Origin of the sequence: Sphingomonas abietis (assembly GCF_027625475.1) — a bacterium.
Taxonomy (GTDB): domain Bacteria; phylum Pseudomonadota; class Alphaproteobacteria; order Sphingomonadales; family Sphingomonadaceae; genus Solisphingomonas; species Solisphingomonas abietis.
Window position 1 is genome coordinate 3,854,794 of record NZ_CP115174.1, and the last position, 19,227, is coordinate 3,874,020.

The following is a 19,227-nucleotide window of genomic DNA, read 5'->3' on the forward strand; positions in this document are numbered from 1 at the left end:
GCGGGACCGCGTGCACGGCAACCCGAACGCAGGCTGCAAGCCCGACCTCACAGACACCTGACAGGCAATGTCTCGTCATCGATAGCCGCGAACTATGCTTCGGCTGTCAGCGGCGCCCCGACTGCCCCACGCCGCGCAACGACACGGCGGTGAGGAACAGCATCCCGGATGCAACGATGGCAAGCAATGGCGAGCCCAATGCTCTTGCGACCGCCCACCCCACCAGCAGCAGCGTCATCATCGCCGCCAATGCCAGAATGGCCTGGCCGAATACGCCGCTCGATGCCGATCGACCGGATACGCCACCAGACATTGCGGTGCAGGCTCTATGATGGTCAAACGGAAGCATGGCGGATAACCTTTCGTCCCGGCCGCGTATAATGCGACGCCGCACGCCCGATCAGTTGGATAATATCGGCACAGCTTTTCGATAATATGGAAAGTCTTCAGGCGATGACGAGCGGTTTCGTCACTTTGGTCGATGCCAATCCGGCCAGGAACTGATCGGTGCAACGATCCCACCCGTAGCGGCGCCCTTCCGTCACGCAGGCCGCCCTGCCGGCCTGCCGCGCCCGATCGATCGCCGATTCCAGACTATCGTCCAGCGCCCCGATCGGCACGGTGCCGCCGAACATGCCGGTGCCGGCCATGCCGATGATATCGATCGGGCCACGCACCGGGAAACCCACGACCGGCACCCCACTCGCCAACGCCTCGATCATGACGAGGCCGAAGGTATCGGTGAGACTCGGGAAAACGAACAGGTCCGCCGCCGCATAGGCCGCGGCCAGCCGCTCGCCGTGCAGCGCGCCGGTGAAAATCGCGTCCGGATAACGCTTCTCCAACATCGCCCGCGCGGGGCCATCCCCGACCACGACCTTGGTGCCGACGACCCGGGCGCTGAGGAACGCCTCGATATTCTTCTCGACCGCGACCCGGCCGACGGAGAGCAGGATCGGGCCTTTCAGCCCGGCCAGTGCGGGCAGCGGCGCGACATCGGGCGAAAAGAGATCGAGATCGACCCCCCGCGACCAGCGGTGCGTATGCGGAAGCCCGCGCTCGGCCAATTCGTCGGCCAGCGTCTCGGTCGCCGCGAAAACACGCGCCGCAGGGCCATGGAAACGGCGCACGATCGGCCAGAACCAGTCCGCCGGCAGCCGGCTGCGCATCGCGACATAATCGGGAAAGCGCGTGTGGAAGGAGGTGGTGAAGGGAATGCGCCTGTCGATGCACCAACGCCGCGCCGCCCAGCCGAGCGGGCCTTCGGTGGCGATATGGATCGCGTCCGCCCCGCTGGCCGCCAGCCGCCCCGCCATCGCGCGGCCGCAGCCGAGCGCGAGGCGGATTTCGGGATAGCTGGGGCATGGCACCGTCTTGAACTGATCGGGCGTGATCGTATCGACATCGTGCCCGCGCGCGCGCAACCGCTCGGTGGTGGTCATCAGGGTGCGGACGACCCCGTTGATCTGCGGCGCCCAGGCATCGCTGACCAGCGCGATCTTCATGCCGTCACCGCCTGGAGATCGGGCTTGCCGGCCTTCGCCGCGATCTTCGCCATCTCCTGAAGACGGATACGCTCGGCCCAGTCGAGGATCTCCATGCGCCCGTCGGCATGTTCGACCAGCGCGGTGCAGCTCTCCACCCAGTCGCCGTCATTATAATAAGTGATGTCGCCGAACTGCTTGATCTCGGCCGAGTGGATGTGGCCACAGACGACGCCGTCCACGCCCCGATCGGCGGCGGCATGGGCCACCACCTCCTCATATTTGCCGATGAACTGGACGGCGTTCTTGACCCGCTTCTTGAGATGCGCCGCAAGCGACCAATAAGGCAGGCCGAACATCCGGCGCACCGCATTGACCAGCGAATTGGATTTCAGCAGCAGGACATAGGCACTGTCGCCGAGGAAGGCGAGCCAGCGCGCATAGAGCACGATGCTGTCGAACTGGTCGCCATGGAGCACCAGCAGCCGCCGGCCGTCCGCGGTGACGTGGATATCCTCGTTGATCAGTTCGATGCCGCCGAAATCGAGGCCGGTATAATCGCGGAACGCCTCGTCGTGATTGCCCGGCACATAGATCACGCGGGTGCCGCGCTTCACGCGCTTGAGGATGCAGCGCACCACATCATTATGTCGTGCCGGCCAATACCAGCCCTTGCGCAGCTGCCAGCCGTCGACGATGTCGCCCACGAGATACAGTGTCTCGCAATCGGTGGACTTCAGGAAATCCAGGAGCAGATCGGCATTGCAGCCGGCGGTGCCGAGATGCGTGTCCGAAATCCAGATCGTCCTGAATTTGAGGCGCTTCCCCTCCTTCTCCGACCGATCATTCTCATGAATCCAATCGGGCAATTTCTTGTCGCGGATGCGCGGCGGCATGCGATCATGACGCGGCTTGGCGTTACGGCGGGCCTCGACGGGCAATTCAGGAAGGGTCGCCATGCGGTGGCCTCCGATAGACAGGCGACCAGCGGCGGCGCCGGCCGTCCGATCCCCTATGATGATTTATCAAGTCAGACCCGTGTCTTCTCTTTTACGGTTTCTTGACTGTGCCGATGTCTCCAAACTGAAACCGTATCTCCGCAAAATCATCGCGGATCGGACGCTCATCGGTCGCAGATCGCGCGCATAGGCGAGCGTCACGAATGAGGAGATGTGGCATGGCGACACGGATGGAAACGGAACAGGTGGCGGGTGCCTATGCACGCTGGGCGCCGGTCTATGATCTGGTGTTCGGGCCGGTGTTCCGCCAGGGCCGCCGCGCTGCGATCGATGCCGCCGAGAAGGTCGGCGGGCGCTTTCTGGAAGTGGGTGTCGGCACCGGCATCTCGCTGCCGGGCTATGATCGCGCCAACAGCATCTTCGGCGTCGATATCTCGGAGCCGATGCTCGCCAAGGCGCGCCGCCGGGTCGACACGCTCGGCCTCCACCATGTCGAGGCGATCCAGGTGATGGACGCGGAGAAGCTCGATTTCCCGGACAACGCCTTCGACGTGGTGATCGCGCAATATGTGATCACCGCCGTCCCCAATCCCGAGCGCGCGCTGGACGAGTTCGCCCGCGTCGTGAAGCCGGGCGGCGAGATCGTCATCACCACCCGCGTCGGCGCCGAACAGGGCCTGCGCGGACAGATCGAGAAGGCGCTGATGCCGGTGACCAGCCGCTTGGGCTTCCGCACCGAATTCGCTTTCTCGCGCTATACCGACTGGGCGGCGACCCGCCCCGACATCACCCTGACCGAACGCCGCGCCCTGCCGCCGCTCGGCCATTTCTCGCTCGTGCGCTTCACCAAGGCCCTCTCGGACAGGACCGTGCAATGACCGGATTTCGCGCGCAGCTTCACGAACAGCGCTGGGACGACCATCGCTATTATCATCACAGCCTGATCAACCAGAGCCTGCATTTCCTGTCGGCCTGCACCTTCCTCACCGCCTATGTGCTGCTGTTCAAGGATCCCGCGATCGCCAGCCTGCTCGGCTGGACGGTGGCGATGATCAGCCGCCAGATGGGCCACTTCTTCTTCGAGCCGAAGGGCTATGACGTCGTCAACGACGCCAGCCACGAATATAAGGAGAAGGTGAAGGTCGGCTATAATCTCGCCCGCAAATGGGTGTTCATGACGATCTGGGCGATGATCCCGATCGGCCTGTGGGTGAACCCGACCCTGTTCGGCCTGTTCGATCAGCCCGCCGGCACGATGGAATGGCTGCGCCACCTCGGCCTCGTCTGGCTGGCGCTCGCCGGCGGCGGGCTCGCCTTCCGCGTGATCCAGCTCTGCTTCTCGCGCGGCGTGATGACCGGGATCGTCTGGGCGACCAAGATCGTCACCGATCCGTTCAGCGATTTCCTGCTTTACCGCAAGGCGCCGGCCCGGCTGCTGCGCGGCGAGCGCTACGAGAATTGGGTGTCGGCGGAAGCCGCCTGACCGGATCGCGCTTCGCCGCTCCGTCACCCCATGCCGGGTGACGGGGCGGCGCTCACATCCGCCCGCGCCGCGCCGCCCACATTTCCTTCAGGATGCTGCGGCGGATCGCCTTGTTGGTGATCGCCGGGTCATGCCACCACCAGCCGTCGGCCTGCATCGCTTCGGCGGCACGCACGAAGCGGGCGACCACCTCGGCGAAATCGGCATCGGTATAATTCAGGCTGAAGATCAGCCGCCCCGTCCCCACCCAGCTGAGCGCGAGCCCCTCGGCGCGGAGATAATATTGCAGCATCCAGTTGTAGCGCGACGGTGTGCGGAACAGCACCGTCCAGATCGTCGAGATGTTCGCCACCGCCACCGGCAGCCCGGCCTCGGCCAGCGCCGCATTGAGCTGCGCGGCGCGCGCGTTCCAGCGAGCGTCCAGCCCGTCATAGAGGCCGCGGCCCTCCACCGTATCCACGAAGCGCAGGAAGGCGTTCATCGCCCCCATCACATAGGGGTGGGCGTTGAAGGTGCCGCGCGCGAAGCAGATATCGACCGGCCGATCGTCGCGGTAACGCTTCATGAGATCGTGACGCCCGCACAGCACGCCGACCGGCAGGCCACCGCCCAGCGTCTTGCCGTAAGTGACCATATCGGGCTTCACGCCGAAATATTCGGCCGCGCCGCCCCGCGCGAGGCGGAAGCCGACGAACACCTCGTCGAAGATCAGGACGATGCCGGCCTTGCGGCAGGTTTCGGCGAGGCGTTCCAGCCAGGCGCCGTAAGCGGCCTTGTCGAAGCCCGCATCGCGGCTGCTGTCGACCGTCGCCGAATCCGACGGCGCGCCCTTGTTGGGGTGCAGGGCCTGCAAGGGATTGACCAGCACGCAGGCGATGTTGTGGCGGCTGGCCAGCACCTTGAGCGTGTTCTCGCTCATGTCGGCGAGCGTGTAGGTGCGATCGGCGGGGACGGGATTGCCGACGCCGGGCTGCACATCGCCCCACCAGCCATGATAGGCACCGCAGAAGCGCACCACATGGCTGCGCTTGGTATGATAGCGGGCGAGCCGCACCGCCTGCATCACCGCCTCGGTGCCGGACATGTGGAAGCTCACCTCGTCCATGCCGGACAAAGCGGTCAGCCGCGCGACATTGTCGGCGACGACCGGGTGGTAACCCCCCAGCACCGGGCCGAGATCGGCGACCTCGGCGGCGCCTTGCGCGATCATCGCCTTGTAGGCGTCGAAGCCGAGCAGGTTGACGCCGTAGGAGCCCGCGACGTCGTAGAAGCGGTTGCCGTCGAGATCGGTGATCGTCACCCCATCCGAGCGTTCGAGGAAGCTGCCGGCCGAAAGATGCCGGCGCACCATATCGCTGAACTGGAAGGGCACGCGATAGGCGCCGGTGAACTGGAGATCGGAAAGGCCGCCGGCGGTCTGCTTGGTCAGTGCCGCGGTCTTGGCGAAGCGCGTGGCGTAGAGATCGGCAAGGCGGGCGAAGCCGGCCTCGCGCTGGCGGGCGACATCCTCGAGCGGCGCATCGGCGCGGAAGAAACGCTGTTCGTCATAGCGCCATGCCGGTATCAACCGGGCGACGCGCAGCGACATGCGGACATGCCCCGCGAGCGATCGATATTTGGCGCGGGACAGCGTGAGACGGGCGCGGCCCTTGGTCGCGCCGACCGCAACCGCGGCAAGGCCGAGGGCGGACAGGATGACGGGCTGTGCGGCGAAGGGGATGCTGGCTTCCATGCGCATAGCACAGTCACATTTATGGTGACGCGATCATGACAAGACGTTCCTGGCTCGCCCGTATCGGCGCGCAGGAGGATCTGAACTTCCTCCTCACCAACCGCATCCCGCGCCGTCTCGCGACGAAGCTGATCGGCTGGCTGTCGCCGATCGAGCAGCCGCTAGTCCGCCGATCCTCGCTCGCTCTGTGGCGGACCTTCTGCGACGTCGACCTGTCGGACGCGGCGGACACCTCGTTCCGCAGCCTCCATCACGCCTTCACCCGCGCGCTCAAGCCCGGATCGCGGCCGGCCGATCCCGATCCGGCGGTGCTCGCCAGCCCGTCCGACGCGATCGTCGGCGCCTGCGGGCGGATCGAGGACGGCATGCTTTATCAGGCCAAGGGGATGCCCTATCGGCTGGCCGAGCTGCTGGGCGACGAGGCGTTGGGCGCCCCGTTCCGCGACGGCAGCTTCGTCACGCTGCGGCTGACGGCGGCGATGTATCACCGCTTTCACGCGCCCTACGATCTCACCGTGGAGGAGGTGCGCTACATCTCCGGCGACACCTGGAACGTCAATCCGATCGCGCTCAAGCGGGTGGAACGGCTATTCTGCCGCAACGAGCGCGCGCCGATCCGGGTGCGCCTCGATCGTGGCGGCCATCACCTGCTGCTGGTGCCGGTGGCGGCGATCCTGGTCGCCTCGATCCGGCTGAATTTCGTCGATGTCGGCCGCCACATCCGCATCGGCGGATCGCGCACCATTCCCTGTGCCGCATCTATTGCCAAGGGCGCGGAGATGGGCTGGTTCGAGCATGGCTCGACGATCATCGTCTTCGCCCCGCCCGGCTTCACCCTGGCCGAGGGGATTGCCGAGGGCCGCCAAATCCGCGCCGGCGAGGCGCTGATGCGGCTGCCCTGAATTCCGCCCTAGCCGTCCAGCATCCGCCGTACCCGCATTGCCAGTTCCTCGAAGGCGAAGGGCTTGGGGAGCAGTTCCACGCCCGGATCGAGCCGGCCATGATGCACGATCGCATCGCGGGCATAGCCGCTGGTGAACAGCACCCGCAGATCGGGGCGGCGCCCGCGCGCCTGCGCGGCAAGATCCGATCCCGTCATCCCGCCGGGCAAGATGACGTCGGTGAACAGCAGATCGACGGTATCGTCCCCGTCGAGCAGCCGCAGCGCGGCGCGCGCATCGGCCGCTTCCAGCACCGCATAGCCGAGCTCGCGCAGGCTCTCGACCGAATTGGCCCGCACGCCATCATCATCCTCGCAGACCAGGATGGTCTCGCTGCCGCCACCCGAGCCTTCGCCCGCATCGGGCACATTCGCCACCGCGGTGCCGCACGCCAGCAGACGGGGCAGATAGATGCGCACGGCCGTGCTCTCGCCCACCCGCGACGCGATATGGACATGCCCCCCGGACTGCTTGACGAAGCCATAGACCATCGAGAGCCCGAGGCCGGTGCCCTTGCCCACATCCTTGGTGGTGAAGAATGGCTCGAACACCCGTGCGACCACCTCCGGGGCCATGCCCTCGCCGCTATCCGACACCGCAATGACGACATGATCGCCCGCCGGCACCTCGCTCTGGCCGGAAATCGGGCTGTCGAGCGACAGATGGTCGACCGCGATGGTCAGCGTACCGCCTCCCTGCATCGCGTCCCGCGCATTGATCGCGAGATTGAGCAGCGCGCTTTCGAGCTGGTTCGGATCGACCTCCACCATCCATTCGCCCGACGCGAAGGTGGTTTCCACCCGGATCGTCTCGCCGAGCGTGCGATGGAGCAGTTCGATCATCCCCTCGACCAGCCGGTCGGGCGCGACCGGGCTCGGCGCCAGCGGCTGGCGGCGGGCGAAGGCGAGCAGGCGCTGGGTCAGCGTCGCGGCACGCTCGGCGCCGGCGGAGGCGTTTTCGGCGGCGCGGCGCAGGCGCGGGGGATCGTCGGGCAGATGGCGCTTGAGCATATCCAGATTGCCGATCACGATCTGGAGCAGATTGTTGAAATCATGCGCGACGCCGCCGGTCAGCTGCCCCAGTGCCTCCATCTTCTGCGATTGGCGCAGCCCTTCCTCCGCCTCCGCGAGCGCCGCGGCCTGCTCCACCTGCGCGGTGATATCGCGCGCGACGGCGTAGATCTCACCGTCGAACGGCACCGCACGCCAGTTGAACGTGCGATAGTCGCCGGAACGCGTCCGAAGCCTGTTCTCGAAGCTCGTCGTAATCTCCCCCGCGAACAATTTGCGCGCTTCGGCGGCCGTTTGCGCGCGGTCGTCGGGGTGCCTCATCCATTCGCCGGTGCGACCGATGATCTCGTCCGCCTCCCAGCCGAGCAGACGGGTCCAGGCGGGGTTGATGCTGATCCAGCGGCCTTCGCCATCGGCGACACCGAGAAGATCGGCGGAGACCTGCCAGATCCGATCGCGTTCGGCAGTGCGCGCGGCAACCTGCTCCTCGAGCGTCTGGTTGAGTCGCTGGGCGGACTGGAACAGCCGCGCATTTTCGATCCCGACCGCCGCCTGCGCCGCGAGGCCCACGGCCAGCCGCTCGATGCGCAGCGAGAACCGGCCGGGCTGCGCATGGCCGAAGAACAGGCAGCCGACGACCTCGCCCGAACGCAGCGAAACCGGAACCGCCATATAGCTGCGCACCGGCGGATGGCCCGCCGGCATCCCGAAATGCGGGCCGGTGCTGCCGTAGCGCGGATCGGCCTGTACATCATCGAGGCGGACCACCCCCTCGCCCCGGAACGACGGCCCGAACAAGGCGGTGCTGCGCGGCATGGGGAAATTCTCGAATGCCGATGCCGCGGCCCCCGACAGCGCATAAAGCTGATAGGCCTGCCCCTGCGCATCGAGGATGGTGTAGAAGAACGCGCCGGTCTCGGCCCCGGCCAGCGTGACGCCGGCATTCACCACCGTCTGCACCAGCTTTTCCAGATCGAGCTCGGCCGCGATCTCACGCGACAGCCGGTTGAGGATTTCCAGCGCGTCGCTTTCGGCGCGCAGCGCTTCCTCCGAGGCGGCGACCGCGGCATGGGCGCGTTTACGCTCGGTGATGTCGATCACCGTGCCGACGAAGCGCACCGCACGGCCGCCTTCGAAATGGGCCGCCCCCTGTGCCGAGATCCAACGCTCGCCCCCGTCCTCCAGGCCGATGACGCGATATTCGATGTCGTAGGCGCCGCTGCCACCGGGGGTCATCGCCGCAATCGCCGCCGCCTCGACCGACGCCCGGTCGCCGGGGTGCAGCGCCGCCAGGAAGCTATCGTCATAGCGGATCGTCGCACCCGGCCGCAGGCCGAACAGCGCCCGGCACCGCGCATCCCAGCGCAGCACGTCATGCACCGGATCATAATCCCATATGCCGACCTGCGCCGCCTGGGTCGCGAGGCGCAACGCTTCCTCGGCCACGTGGCGGGCCGCACGCTCGGCCCGTTCGCGAACCGCGCGGCGGATCACGGCCGGAAGCCGTTCCAGCCGTTGCTTCACGACGTAATCGGTAGCGCCATGCTTCAGCGCATCGACGGCCACGTCCACATCCAACGTACCCGACACGAAGATGAAGGGAATATGCGGCGCCCTCTCCAGCGCGAGCGCCAGCGCAGCCTCGCCATCGAGTCCCGGCACCCCGTCCGCCGCGAGGATGGCATCATAATTCTGGCCCAGCGCTGCTGCGAAGTCCGAACGGGTGGAAACCCGCTCGATCGGGCCGCCTAGCCCTTCGGCGATCAGCAGCGCAGCGACGCGATCGGCATCATCCGTATCGCTTTCCAGGTGCAGGAGACGGATGGGCGCCCCGGCATCCGTCACCGGCACGGCGCTCCCGACCCGGCGTGGCACGGCGCGTGGCGCAGTTCGGGACCGGCGATCCAGCCGCCGCGCCCCGTCAAATCCACTGGCTTCATCATGAAGACATCGGCACCAGAATGGCAGTTCATGATCAGCTCACGCATCCCCCGCGCGGCCGCGGCGAGCATCTCCACGGGCGTGACGTCCAGACGCCTACCCTGCGCGATCTGTTCCCGCAGGGCAATCCGTCTCTCCACCTTTCGGCTTGATCCACAACGACATGCACGCCCCCGGCGCCGATCGGAGGCCCGCGCGGCGCCCCGGCGCTAGCGCGGCGCCTTCACCACCTCGCCGCCCTTGATGACGCCCTTCACATCCTCCAGCAGCCGGATATCGTGGAGCGGATCGCCGGCCACCGCGATCATGTCGCCATAATGGCCGGGGCTGAGCGCGCCGACATCCTTCGATCGGCGCATCAGTTCGGCAGACACCGTCGTCGCCGCCTGGATCGCCTGCATCGGCGTCATCCCGTAGCGGACCATATAGGCGAACTGGCGCGCGCCGAGGCCGTAGCGATAGACCCCCGCATCGGTGCCAAAGCTAAGTTTCACGCCCGCCTTCACCGCCTTGGCGAAGCCGTCGCGCTGTTCGTCGGTGGTCTCCCGATTCTTGCGGAGATATTCCGCCGGCCAGCCCTGCTTGACGCCTTCGTCGTTGATCCAGTCACCGTCATAGATATCCATGTCGAGCCAGACGCCGGCCTGCTTCGCCATCGTGATGCCCTCGTCGTCGATCAGCGAGGCATGTTCGATCGAACGCACCCCGGCGCGGATCGCCGCCTTGATCCCGGCGGCGCCATGGGCGTGGGCGATGCAATAGCTGCCGTGCAACCGGGCCTCGTCGCAGGCGGCCTGCATCTCGTCGGGCGTCAGTTCGAGCGCGCCGGGCTCGCTGCCGAGCGCCAGCACCGCCCCGGTCGCGATCATCTTGATGAAGTCGGCGCCATGCTGGAACAGGAAATCGACCCTGGCCCGCGCTTCGTCGGCATTGCGGACATAGCCATATTGCATGTCGGCGGGGATCTGCACGTCGGGCGCGAAGCCGGTGACGGCACCGCCGCCGCCGGGAATGGTGATGTACGCGCCGGCCACGATCATCCGCGGCCCCTCCACCGTGCCGTTGTCGATCGCATCGCGCAGCGCGACGTCGGTCAGCCCGCGATAGACGCCGACATCGCGCACGCTGGTGAAGCCGGACAGCAGTTCCACCTTGGCGGCCGCCACCCCGCGCAGCACGCTCTGTGCCTCGGTCGATGCCAGCGGCTGGATCGGATCGCCCTCGGCCGATCCGTCGCTCAGATGGGTGTGACAATCGAGCAGGCCCGGCAGCACCGTATAGGCCGACCAGTCGACCACGGTGCCGTCGCCAGGCGTGCCCTGCCACGGGCCGACCGCCACGACGCGGCCGTCGACCACCTTCACCCCCTGATCGGCGAGCGTCCGCCCCCGCTCGGGATCGATCAGATGGCCGGCATGGACATAGACCGTCTCCGCCTGCAGCGGCGCGACGACGAGCAGGCCCGCCGCCGCCAGTCCGTAGAAACATTTCATGCCATCACTCCATCGCCGCCCCGATGCACCGGCATCGGGGCGGCGATCCGTCAGAACTTGTAGCCCGCGCGGATGCCGACGGTGCGCGGCGGCAGGATGACATAATAGTCGGTGAGCGAGCAGGAGCCGCATTCCTGGAAGGATGAGACGTCCGCCTTCTTGTCGAACACGTTGGTGGCGAACAATTCGGCCGAGATCGCCTTCCACTCCAGCCCGGCGGCGAGATCGACCAGCGCATAATCCTTGAGCGTTGGCACCGGATCGTTGACCGCGCCCAGTCGCAGCGCCGAGCTGGCCTTGCTCTGGAAGGTGATCGCGCCCTGGAGATGCGCCTTCACCTCGTCGCCCACCGCGAACTCGTAGCGGGTGGTGGTGTTGAGCTTGTACTTGGAGGCGATCGGCAGGCGCGTGCCCTTGGGGGCGACCACGCTGTTGCCGTCCTCCGCACAGGTGAAGGTCGGATCGTCGACCGCGCAGAGATTGGCGCGCAGCTTGCCGTCGGTATAGGCCGCCGTCGTGAACACGGTGAGACCCGGCGTCGGCACCAGCGTGACATCGGTCTCGACGCCGCGGATGCGGGCATTCGGGCCGTTGTGGATTTCGGTGAAGCTGTTCTGGCCGAGGAAGCTGTACTGGAAATGCTTCCAATTCTCCTGAAAGATGGCGCCGTTCCAACGCACCGTATGATCGGCCCAGCTCGTCTTCCAGCCGACCTCGTAATTGGTCAGGAAATCGGGCTGGTACGGATCGAGATCGGCCCGACGATTGATGCCGCCGGGGCGGAAGCCGCGCGACCAGGTGGCATAGACCATCGCGTTGGGCGTGATCTTCCAGGTCAGGTTCAGGCGATGGATGACACCGTCCCCCTTGGTCCGCTTGGGGCTGATCGAGCCATCCGAATTATAGACGCCGAGATTGGTGCAGGGGCCGAGGCCTTGGGCCGCAGGCGCGAAGTCCCGGTTCACCAGTATCTGGTTGCCGTCTGCGTCGCGGACGATCGCGGTGCCGCCATCCGTCGTGAAGCAGCCCGGCACGCCGGTCCGCGAACTTTCCGCCGCGTTGGTGGGCGCACTTCCGCCGATCGTATAGTTGGGATTGAGCCCGAAGCCGAAGAAGCCGATCAGCGAGTTGTCATATTTATAGTAACGCAGGCCGCCGGTCAGCGTCAGGTTGTGGAGGATGTCGAAGCTCGCCTCGCCGAACGCCGCATAATCCTTGTCGATGCGGTTCTGGTCGGTCAGCCAGAGCGTGCCGGGATGGCCGTTGACCGACACGTCGGAGCCCAGCCCGGTGACCTGATAGTCCTGAACGATGTGGTGGAACTGGCGCTGATAGAAGAGACCGCCCGTGACCCGGAGCCTGTTTTCCTGCGGCGACGAAATCCGCAATTCCTGGCTCACCTTGTTGAAGCTATCCTTGCCGACGATCCGCTGGATCGGGTTGATCGTGTTGCCGGCATTATCCTGAAAAGCGAAATAGTTGGCGAGGCCGCCATAAGACGAATAGAGAACATGGTCATATTGCGTCGCATAGTCGGTATAGTCGCTCGACGAATTGGTCTTCCGCCACAGATAGGCGCCGGCATAGGTCAGATCCCAGTTGCCGATCTTGCCCTCGATGGTGAGCGCGCCCTGCACATAACGGTCATGGCTATATTCGGGCAGGAAATGCTGGACCTCCAGCCCCGGCAGGTTCGGATCATAGCCGAACGAGCCATGATTCTTCTGGTCCTGCCCGAAGACGGTCGCCGTCGCCGTCCAATTGTCGTTGAGATCGACCTTCAGCGCGCCTCGGCCGCCATAGATGTCGACGTCGTTATAGTTCTTCTTGACGAAATCCTTGTTGTCGATGGTGATGCCGGGGTTGTAGCCGGCCGGGACGCCCGGATCCTGCCCGCCCGGCGCGACACCGCCGGTGTAGCCGGGGCTGTCGGCATTCGGCGTGCCGGTGAAGGTCCGCGTGCCGTGGACATTGTCGATATAGCCGGCGTCATGCTCGTAGAAGCCGACCAGGCGCACCGCGACGCGATCGGTGACCGGCACGTTGACGAAACCCTCGGCCTTGCCGCCCTGGCTGCCGTGCGCGACGGTGTTCCCCTCGACGTCGACCTTGCCGTAGAAATGCGAGGTGTCGGGCTTGTTGGTGATGATGCGGATCGTGCCGGATTCGGACGAGGCGCCGTAGAGCGTGCCCTGCGGGCCGGACAGTTCCTCGATGCGCGAGATATCGTAGATGTGGATGTCGAGGGTGCCGCCGATCGTGGTGATCGGCTGCTCGTCGAGATAGACGCCGACCGACGGCAGCGAGCCCGAATGGTTGCCGTCGCCGCCCGAGACGACGCCGCGGATATACACCGTCGTCGAGCCCGGCTGGATCTCCTGATAGGAGACGCTCGGCAGCTGCTTGGTGTAATCGTTGAAATTGGCGATATTGAGCTGCTCGATCTTCTGCGACGTGATCGCCTGGATGCTGATCGGCACCTTCTGGATATTCTCGGAGCGCTTCTGCGCGGTCACGATGATCTCGCCATTGTCCGGCGCGACGACGGGAGCCGGAGCGGCAGGCGCGGTGGCCTGCGCGAAGGCCGGCGCCCCCAGCCCGGCCAATGCGGTGGTCGCGAGAAGCAAAGCCGGTAACGGCCTGTGATCGAACATGGATGCCCCCTTGTTTTATGTATGTCGAAAAGCTGTTCCGCGTTGGAAACAGTGTCAAGCGACCCCCAACATCCTCATTATATTGCGTCGCCGCATGGCAAATCCGTCACAGTGACGGCACCTGCGGATAGGCCTCCAGCACCGGCCCGAGCGCGTCCCTGAGCGGCCCGAGCCAGCGATCAAATTGCTTCCATTGCTCCATCCCGTCGCGGAAGATCGGGCGGCGCACCTGTTCGGACGAGGCGGTGCGCACCGCCCGCCGGGTCTCGTGGAAACGCAGGCAGGCCTCCTCGAACGGCAGCCCGGCATGGGCGAGCAAGGCCCGCGTCTCCGCCTCCTGATCCTCGACCATGCGCTCGTAGAAGACGCGATGGACCGCGCCGGGCAGCACGCCGTCGACATGCGCCATCCACGCCACATAATCGCGATAATAAAGGCCGAGATCGGTGAGATCGTAGGTGAAGGTCTGCCCCTGCGCGAAATGCTGCTTGAAGTTGGACAGGCAGCAGCCGAGCGGATGGCGCCGCGCATCGATGATCGTGGCGTGGGGCAGGATCAGCTTGATGAAGCCGACCTGCGTCCAGTTGTTCGGCATCTTGTCGATGAACAGCGGCCGATCGGTGCGGCGCTGGATGCGGGTGCGTTCGAGATATTCCTCGCCGAGCGCGCCAACCTCGTCCCGACCCAGCGCGCCGACCCGGCCCGGCCCGACGCGCGCCACCATCGCGGCGATATCGGGCAGCTCGGCGGTGCCCTCCACCTGGCTGTGGCTGGCGAGGATCTGCTCGATCAGCGTCGATCCCGATCGCGGCAGCGAGACGACGAAGATCGGATCGCGCGCCGCGCAGCCCCAGCCTGCGCGCTCGGCGAAGAAGGCCGGCGTGTAGAGCGCCCGGTTGCGCTCGACCGAGCGGGTGAGATCGGCCGGATCATAATCGATGATCGCGCGGCGGCCGCGATTGCCCGCGACATAATGAGCGAACGCCGTCTCGGCGTGGCCGGCATCCTCCTCCGCCTTGCCCAGCGCGAATTCCAGATGGAAGCGATCGTCGCCGTCGAGACCGGGCGTGTTCAGCGCGGCGCGCATCGTCGCCCGATCGGCCTCGGTGAAGCGGATGGTCTTGAGGTTGGCGAGGCTCCACCATGCCTCCCCCAGCGTCGGCTGCATCGCGATGGCGCGGCGATAGGCGGCGATGCTCTCATCCTGCTCGCCCAGCGTCTTGAGCATATGGCCCAGACTCATCCACACCTTGGGCTGGTTCGGATAGCCGACCAGCACCTGCCGATAGAGCGCGATCGCCTGCTCATAATCGCCGAGCCGGCTGAGGATCGCGGCCTTGAGGTTGGTATAGGAGGGATGACCCGGCTCCGCCGCGAGCAGCGGATCGACCATCGCCAGCGCCTCCTCCAGCCGCCCCTGCCGGTGCAGCACCAGCGCGAGATTGTGGCGCGCCGCGGTGAAGCCGGGTGCGAGCTCGACGGCGCGCTCGAGCAGGTACGTCGCATCGCGATAGCGCGCGAGGCGGCCGGCGACTTCCGCGAGCATCCGCATCGCGGCGACATCGGTCGGCCGCTGCTTCAGCCGCGCGCGCAAGATGGGCTCGGCGACGTCCAGCCGCCCGTCCGCCAACGCCAGCGCCGCCTCCATCATCTCGGGGTCGGACGAGGCAGCGCGCACACCGGCGAGATAGGCATGGTCCGCGCCCGCTTCGTCGCCCGACAGGCGCAGCACGTCGGCCAGCGCGGTCCACGCCGCCGCCATATCGGGCTTGAGATCGACGGCGCGGCGCAGCGCGGCGATGGCCGCCGGCGCATCGCCTGACTGATAGGCGGTGACGCCCAGTTCATAGGCGGTGGCGGCGGATTGCGGCTGGACCGCCGCCAGCCCGCCCAATGTGGCGCGGGCCTCGGCGAGCCGGCCCGCCATCCGCTCCGCCCGCCCCCGGAGCAGAATGGCCTGCGGCGTGCCCGGTGCCGCACGAAGGATTTCGGTGATCTGGAGCAATGCGAGATCGGGCCGAACGGCGATCAGCCGCTCGGCGTGCGCGAGCGCCTCCTCCAACGATCCCACCGCTTGCGAGCTGCCCGCCACATACCCCCTTCGCCGCCCACTGAATGGGTCGACCCGCCAATGAGAGGGCCGCGACAGCCCCAAGTCAATCAGGATGTTGCAGTGCGAAGGCAATTATCGGACGATCGTGCAACACGCTGACGCGGCCACGCAACAAACCGTCGACGGGCAGGCCAGTCTACGCCAGCAGCGCGTCGATCCAGCGCCGCGCCAGCGCCATCGCCTCGTCGGCGGTGAACACGCTGCGATCGAGGCAGAGTTCCAGCCACAACCCGTCGATCAGCGCGGTGATCGCGACCGCCTCCAGCCGATGATCGCCCTGGCTGCCGCACGCCACCAGCAACGCCTCGATCGCCTGTCGGAAAGCCGCATAGGTCTCGGCATGGGCGGCCGCGACCAGCGGCATCGAGGTGGTCAGACCGAGCAGCCCGAGCCAGGTGGCGAGCAGTTCCTCGTCCATCACCGGCGGCAGGAAGTTGCCTGCCACATAGGCGTAGAGGCGCGCGCGCGGATCGGCGCCCGCTGCCTCCACCGCCGCCAGCAGCGCGGCGCCGACACGATCGGACACCTGCCGGTAGGTGGCTGCGATCAGCGGCTCGACACCCTCGAAATGATGGGTGACGAGGCCGGGCGACACTCCCGCCTCCGCCGCGATGGTGCGCACCGAGACCCCGCCCGCCCCCTGTTTCGCCAGCGCGTGGATGGTCGCATCGATCAGCGCCTGCCGCCGTTCGGCGGGCGCCCGCCTGTAGCCCGCGCGCTGCGTCATTCGGCGGCGAGCGTCGTCAGCAGGCTGTGCCACTGGCGCAGCGCACCGGGGATCGCCGCCACCGGCGACCGCTCGTTGAGGCCATGCGCGAAATCGTCGCTCGGCTTCATGAAGGCACCCGACACGCCATAGCTGGGGATACCGACCGCCCGGAAATAGAGGCTGTCGCTGGCGCCGGCCGACATGCTCGGCACGATCTCCACACCCGGCTGGTTGGCGGCGACCGCCTTCTTCACCGCCGCCATGATCTTCGGGCTGAGCGGCGAGGCGTCGCTGGCGGTCGGATTGCCGAGCACCGTGAACTGCGCATCCGGATCGGCGACGACCTGCTTCAGCGTCGCCTCGATGTCGGGCACCGTCACGCCGGGGAAGATCCGGCAATTGACCGAGACGGTCGCCTTCTGCGGCAAAGCGTTGAGCGCATGGCCGCCGCTGAGCATGGTGGCGACGCAGGTGGTGCGGACCTGGCCGACATATTCGGGCTGCGCCGACAGCGTTGCTGCCGCCGCGGCATCCCTGGGGTCGGCGGCGAAGCGCTTCATCGCCTCGCCGACCGGTCCCGGCGTCCGCTTCGCCATCGCACCGAGATAGGCGATGGTCAGCTCGTTCGATTGCGGCGGGAACTGGTAGGCAGCGATATTGTCGATCGCCTTGGCGACGCGATAGATCGGATTGTCCTTCACCGGGCCGGGGCGGCTGGAATGGCCACCGGGGCTGGTGAAGCTGATCTCGAAATCGGCATAGGTCTTCTCGCCGGCCTGCAGACCATAGAGCAGCGGCTTGCCGTCTTCGGAGAGGGTGCCGCCGCCGCCATCGCCGTTGAGCACGATCTCTGCCCCCTTCAGCTTCTGGGCGAGCGCCTGCGCGGTGTGCATGTCGGTTTCTTCGTCGCCGGACAACGCCAGGATGATCGTCCGCCTGGGTTTGAAGCCCTGCTGCTTCAACGTCGTGAGCGCTGTGATCACCACCGACACGTCGAACTTGTCGTCGATCGCGCCGCGCCCGAAGATATAGCCATCCTCGACCACCGGCTTGAACGGATCGCGGGTCCAGTCCTTCGGATCGGCGGCGACGACATCCATGTGATCGGAGATGATGATCGGTTTCAGCGCCGGGTCGCTGCCCGGCCAGGTCAGTTCGAGCGTCCCGGTCTCGCCGATCGGGGTGAAGACGATGTCCGTTGCGGCGAAGCCGCCCTTGACCAGCGCGCCCTTCAGATAATCGGCATAGACCGGCACCTGATGATTGCCCTGGACGGTCTGGAACCCGATCGACGCCTTGAGCAGATCGAGCGCGCGGGCCGCCTCGTCGGAGGCCGGGGCGGCGGCATGGGCGGCCTGCGAAGAGCCTAGAATCGCAGCGGCCAGCAAGGCTTTTCGGATACGCACCATAGATCCCCCTGATCGTGATTTGCCCGACCGTATCGTGACGGCGCAGGCAGTCAACCGACGACTGTGATCACGGGCGACCGACGGTTGCGACGAGATGCCCCCGGGCGGGGATGAACAAACGGTCATATTGCCCCCATGGCAAGGCAAGTGCGCGCATCCGAAAAGGCGTTCATGGCCACCTATCGTCACGCCATGGGGCATCACGGAGGAAAGAGAGTCGCGATCGGCATCATTGCCGTCGTGGCTGCGCTTTTGCTCGTCGTGATCCTGGCGGAACGCGGCCTGTTCACGCACCTGCCCAACAATGCGCTGCCCGGTGGCGCCCTGCCCGGCATCACGCTGGGCGACGACAGCGACGATCGCGTGCCGGTCGTCACCAGCGTCCGCTCGAATGGCGAGGCCGAGCGGGCCGGCATCCGGGCGGGCGACGAGATCGAATCGGTGGACGGCCATATGGTGCATGACGTCGCCGCATTGCGGACGACCGTGCTGTCCGATCGCACCGATCATCCGCTTGCGCTTCATATCCGGCGTGGGGATGCGCTATGGACGGTAGCGCTCGACCGCGCCGAACCCTCGGCCGGAGGTGAAGCGGCGACGGATACGGGTCATGGCGCAGAAAATCCTTCTGATTGAGGACGACCGGCAAACCGCCGGTTATATCGTAAAAGGGCTCGGCGAAGAGGGCATGACCGTCGATCATGCCGATAATGGTCGCGACGGGCTCTTCCATGCGACCGATGGCGGCTATGATGCGATCATCCTGGATCGGATGCTGCCCGGCATGGACGGCATGGCGGTGCTCGGCGCGCTGCGTGCCGGCGGCATCCATACGCCGGTGCTGATGCTCTCGGCCTTGGGGGCCGTCGACGATCGGGTCGCGGGGCTGACCGCCGGATCGGACGATTATCTCGCCAAGCCCTTCGCCTTCGCCGAACTGCTCGCCCGGCTGCGGCTGATGCTGCGGCGGGGCGGCGTCGGCGCGCAGCCGACCACCAGCCTCGCCTGCGGCGATCTCGACATGGACCTGCTGTCCCGCAAGGTGAAACGCGGGGCGCGGGCGATCGATCTCCAGCCGCGCGAGTTCCGGCTGCTCGAATATCTGCTCCGCCACAAGGAACAGGTCGTCACCCGCACGATGCTGCTGGAAGGCGTGTGGGATTATCATTTCGATCCCGGCACCAACGTCATCGACGTCCATGTCAGCCGCCTGCGCCGCAAGATCGACGACGGCGAGGCCGTGCCGTTGATCCATACCGTGCGGGGCGCCGGCTACCGGCTCGGCACCGAAGGCTGATC

Annotated in this window: 16 protein-coding genes; 6 read left to right on the plus strand and 10 right to left on the minus strand. The window is 66.5% G+C overall.

From position 1 onward, the window contains the following. The first annotated feature begins 176 nt into the window (after window positions 1-176). Window positions 177-332, plus strand: a complete 156-nt coding sequence (locus tag PBT88_RS18050; RefSeq protein ID WP_270076685.1) for a hypothetical protein — start codon at window positions 177-179, stop codon at window positions 330-332. 114 nt (window positions 333-446) lie between these two features. Here the strand turns inward: PBT88_RS18050 and PBT88_RS18055 are convergent, their stop codons facing one another. Further along, window positions 447-1,505 (minus strand): glycosyltransferase family 4 protein, encoded by a 1,059-nt coding sequence (locus PBT88_RS18055; protein ID WP_270076686.1) that lies wholly within the window; start codon window positions 1,503-1,505, stop codon window positions 447-449. After that, the gene (locus PBT88_RS18060) at window positions 1,502-2,443 is read right to left on the minus strand and encodes a UDP-2,3-diacylglucosamine diphosphatase (RefSeq protein ID WP_270076687.1); all 942 of its coding nucleotides are present in this window, start codon (window positions 2,441-2,443) and stop codon (window positions 1,502-1,504) included. The genes PBT88_RS18055 and PBT88_RS18060 overlap by 4 nt, the downstream gene beginning before the upstream one ends. Window positions 2,444-2,661: 218 nt before the next feature. Here PBT88_RS18060 and PBT88_RS18065 point away from each other — a divergent pair, with 218 nt between their 5' ends. Further along, complete coding sequence (locus tag PBT88_RS18065; protein WP_270076688.1) at window positions 2,662-3,321, plus strand: class I SAM-dependent methyltransferase; 660 nt, start codon at window positions 2,662-2,664, stop codon at window positions 3,319-3,321. After that, the gene (locus PBT88_RS18070) at window positions 3,318-3,926 is read left to right on the plus strand and encodes a hypothetical protein (protein WP_270076689.1); all 609 of its coding nucleotides are present in this window, start codon (window positions 3,318-3,320) and stop codon (window positions 3,924-3,926) included. The genes PBT88_RS18065 and PBT88_RS18070 overlap by 4 nt, the downstream gene beginning before the upstream one ends. Before the next feature lie 52 nt (window positions 3,927-3,978). On the opposite strand, the gene PBT88_RS18075 is transcribed toward PBT88_RS18070, so the two are convergent. Beyond that, on the minus strand, window positions 3,979-5,664 hold the full coding sequence (locus PBT88_RS18075) for an aminotransferase class III-fold pyridoxal phosphate-dependent enzyme (protein ID WP_270076690.1): 1,686 nt from the start codon (window positions 5,662-5,664) through the stop codon (window positions 3,979-3,981). A gap of 29 nt (window positions 5,665-5,693) precedes the next feature. On the opposite strand from PBT88_RS18075, the gene asd reads away from it, so the two are divergent. Continuing rightward, window positions 5,694-6,560 carry an archaetidylserine decarboxylase gene (gene asd / locus PBT88_RS18080; RefSeq protein ID WP_270076691.1) on the plus strand — a complete coding sequence of 289 codons (867 nt, stop codon included), beginning with the start codon at window positions 5,694-5,696 and terminating at the stop codon, window positions 6,558-6,560. A gap of 8 nt (window positions 6,561-6,568) precedes the next feature. Here asd and PBT88_RS18085 read toward each other — a convergent pair whose 3' ends face one another. The 7 genes from PBT88_RS18085 to PBT88_RS18115 all read right to left on the minus strand — a co-directional run bounded on the left by PBT88_RS18085 (window position 6,569) and on the right by PBT88_RS18115 (window position 17,928). Beyond that, entirely contained in the window at window positions 6,569-9,484 is a 2,916-nt protein-coding gene (locus PBT88_RS18085) for a PAS domain-containing protein (RefSeq protein ID WP_270076692.1), read from the minus strand. Then, window positions 9,451-9,627 carry a hypothetical protein gene (locus tag PBT88_RS18090; protein ID WP_270076693.1) on the minus strand — a complete coding sequence of 59 codons (177 nt, stop codon included), beginning with the start codon at window positions 9,625-9,627 and terminating at the stop codon, window positions 9,451-9,453. Before PBT88_RS18090 ends, PBT88_RS18085 begins: the two co-directional genes overlap by 34 nt. Window positions 9,628-9,759: 132 nt before the next feature. Next, entirely contained in the window at window positions 9,760-11,043 is a 1,284-nt protein-coding gene (locus PBT88_RS18095) for a Xaa-Pro dipeptidase (RefSeq protein WP_270076694.1), read from the minus strand. Window positions 11,044-11,093: 50 nt separating this feature from the next. Next, window positions 11,094-13,697, minus strand: a complete 2,604-nt coding sequence (locus PBT88_RS18100) for a TonB-dependent receptor (protein ID WP_270076695.1) — start codon at window positions 13,695-13,697, stop codon at window positions 11,094-11,096. A 106-nt stretch (window positions 13,698-13,803) separates the two neighbouring features. Next, window positions 13,804-15,789 (minus strand): tetratricopeptide repeat-containing sulfotransferase family protein, encoded by a 1,986-nt coding sequence (locus tag PBT88_RS18105; RefSeq protein ID WP_270076696.1) that lies wholly within the window; start codon window positions 15,787-15,789, stop codon window positions 13,804-13,806. A 157-nt stretch (window positions 15,790-15,946) separates the two neighbouring features. Further along, window positions 15,947-16,537 (minus strand): TetR family transcriptional regulator C-terminal domain-containing protein, encoded by a 591-nt coding sequence (locus PBT88_RS18110; protein ID WP_270076697.1) that lies wholly within the window; start codon window positions 16,535-16,537, stop codon window positions 15,947-15,949. After that, window positions 16,534-17,928, minus strand: coding sequence for a M20/M25/M40 family metallo-hydrolase (locus PBT88_RS18115; protein WP_270076698.1), 1,395 nt, complete (start codon window positions 17,926-17,928; stop codon window positions 16,534-16,536). Before PBT88_RS18115 ends, PBT88_RS18110 begins: the two co-directional genes overlap by 4 nt. Window positions 17,929-18,168: 240 nt before the next feature. On the opposite strand from PBT88_RS18115, the gene PBT88_RS18120 reads away from it, so the two are divergent. Both PBT88_RS18120 and PBT88_RS18125 read left to right on the plus strand, forming a co-directional pair. Beyond that, the gene (locus tag PBT88_RS18120; protein ID WP_270076699.1) at window positions 18,169-18,564 is read left to right on the plus strand and encodes a PDZ domain-containing protein; all 396 of its coding nucleotides are present in this window, start codon (window positions 18,169-18,171) and stop codon (window positions 18,562-18,564) included. Then, complete coding sequence (locus tag PBT88_RS18125) at window positions 18,539-19,225, plus strand: winged helix-turn-helix domain-containing protein (RefSeq protein ID WP_270076700.1); 687 nt, start codon at window positions 18,539-18,541, stop codon at window positions 19,223-19,225. Before PBT88_RS18120 ends, PBT88_RS18125 begins: the two co-directional genes overlap by 26 nt. Window positions 19,226-19,227 lie beyond the last annotated feature (2 nt).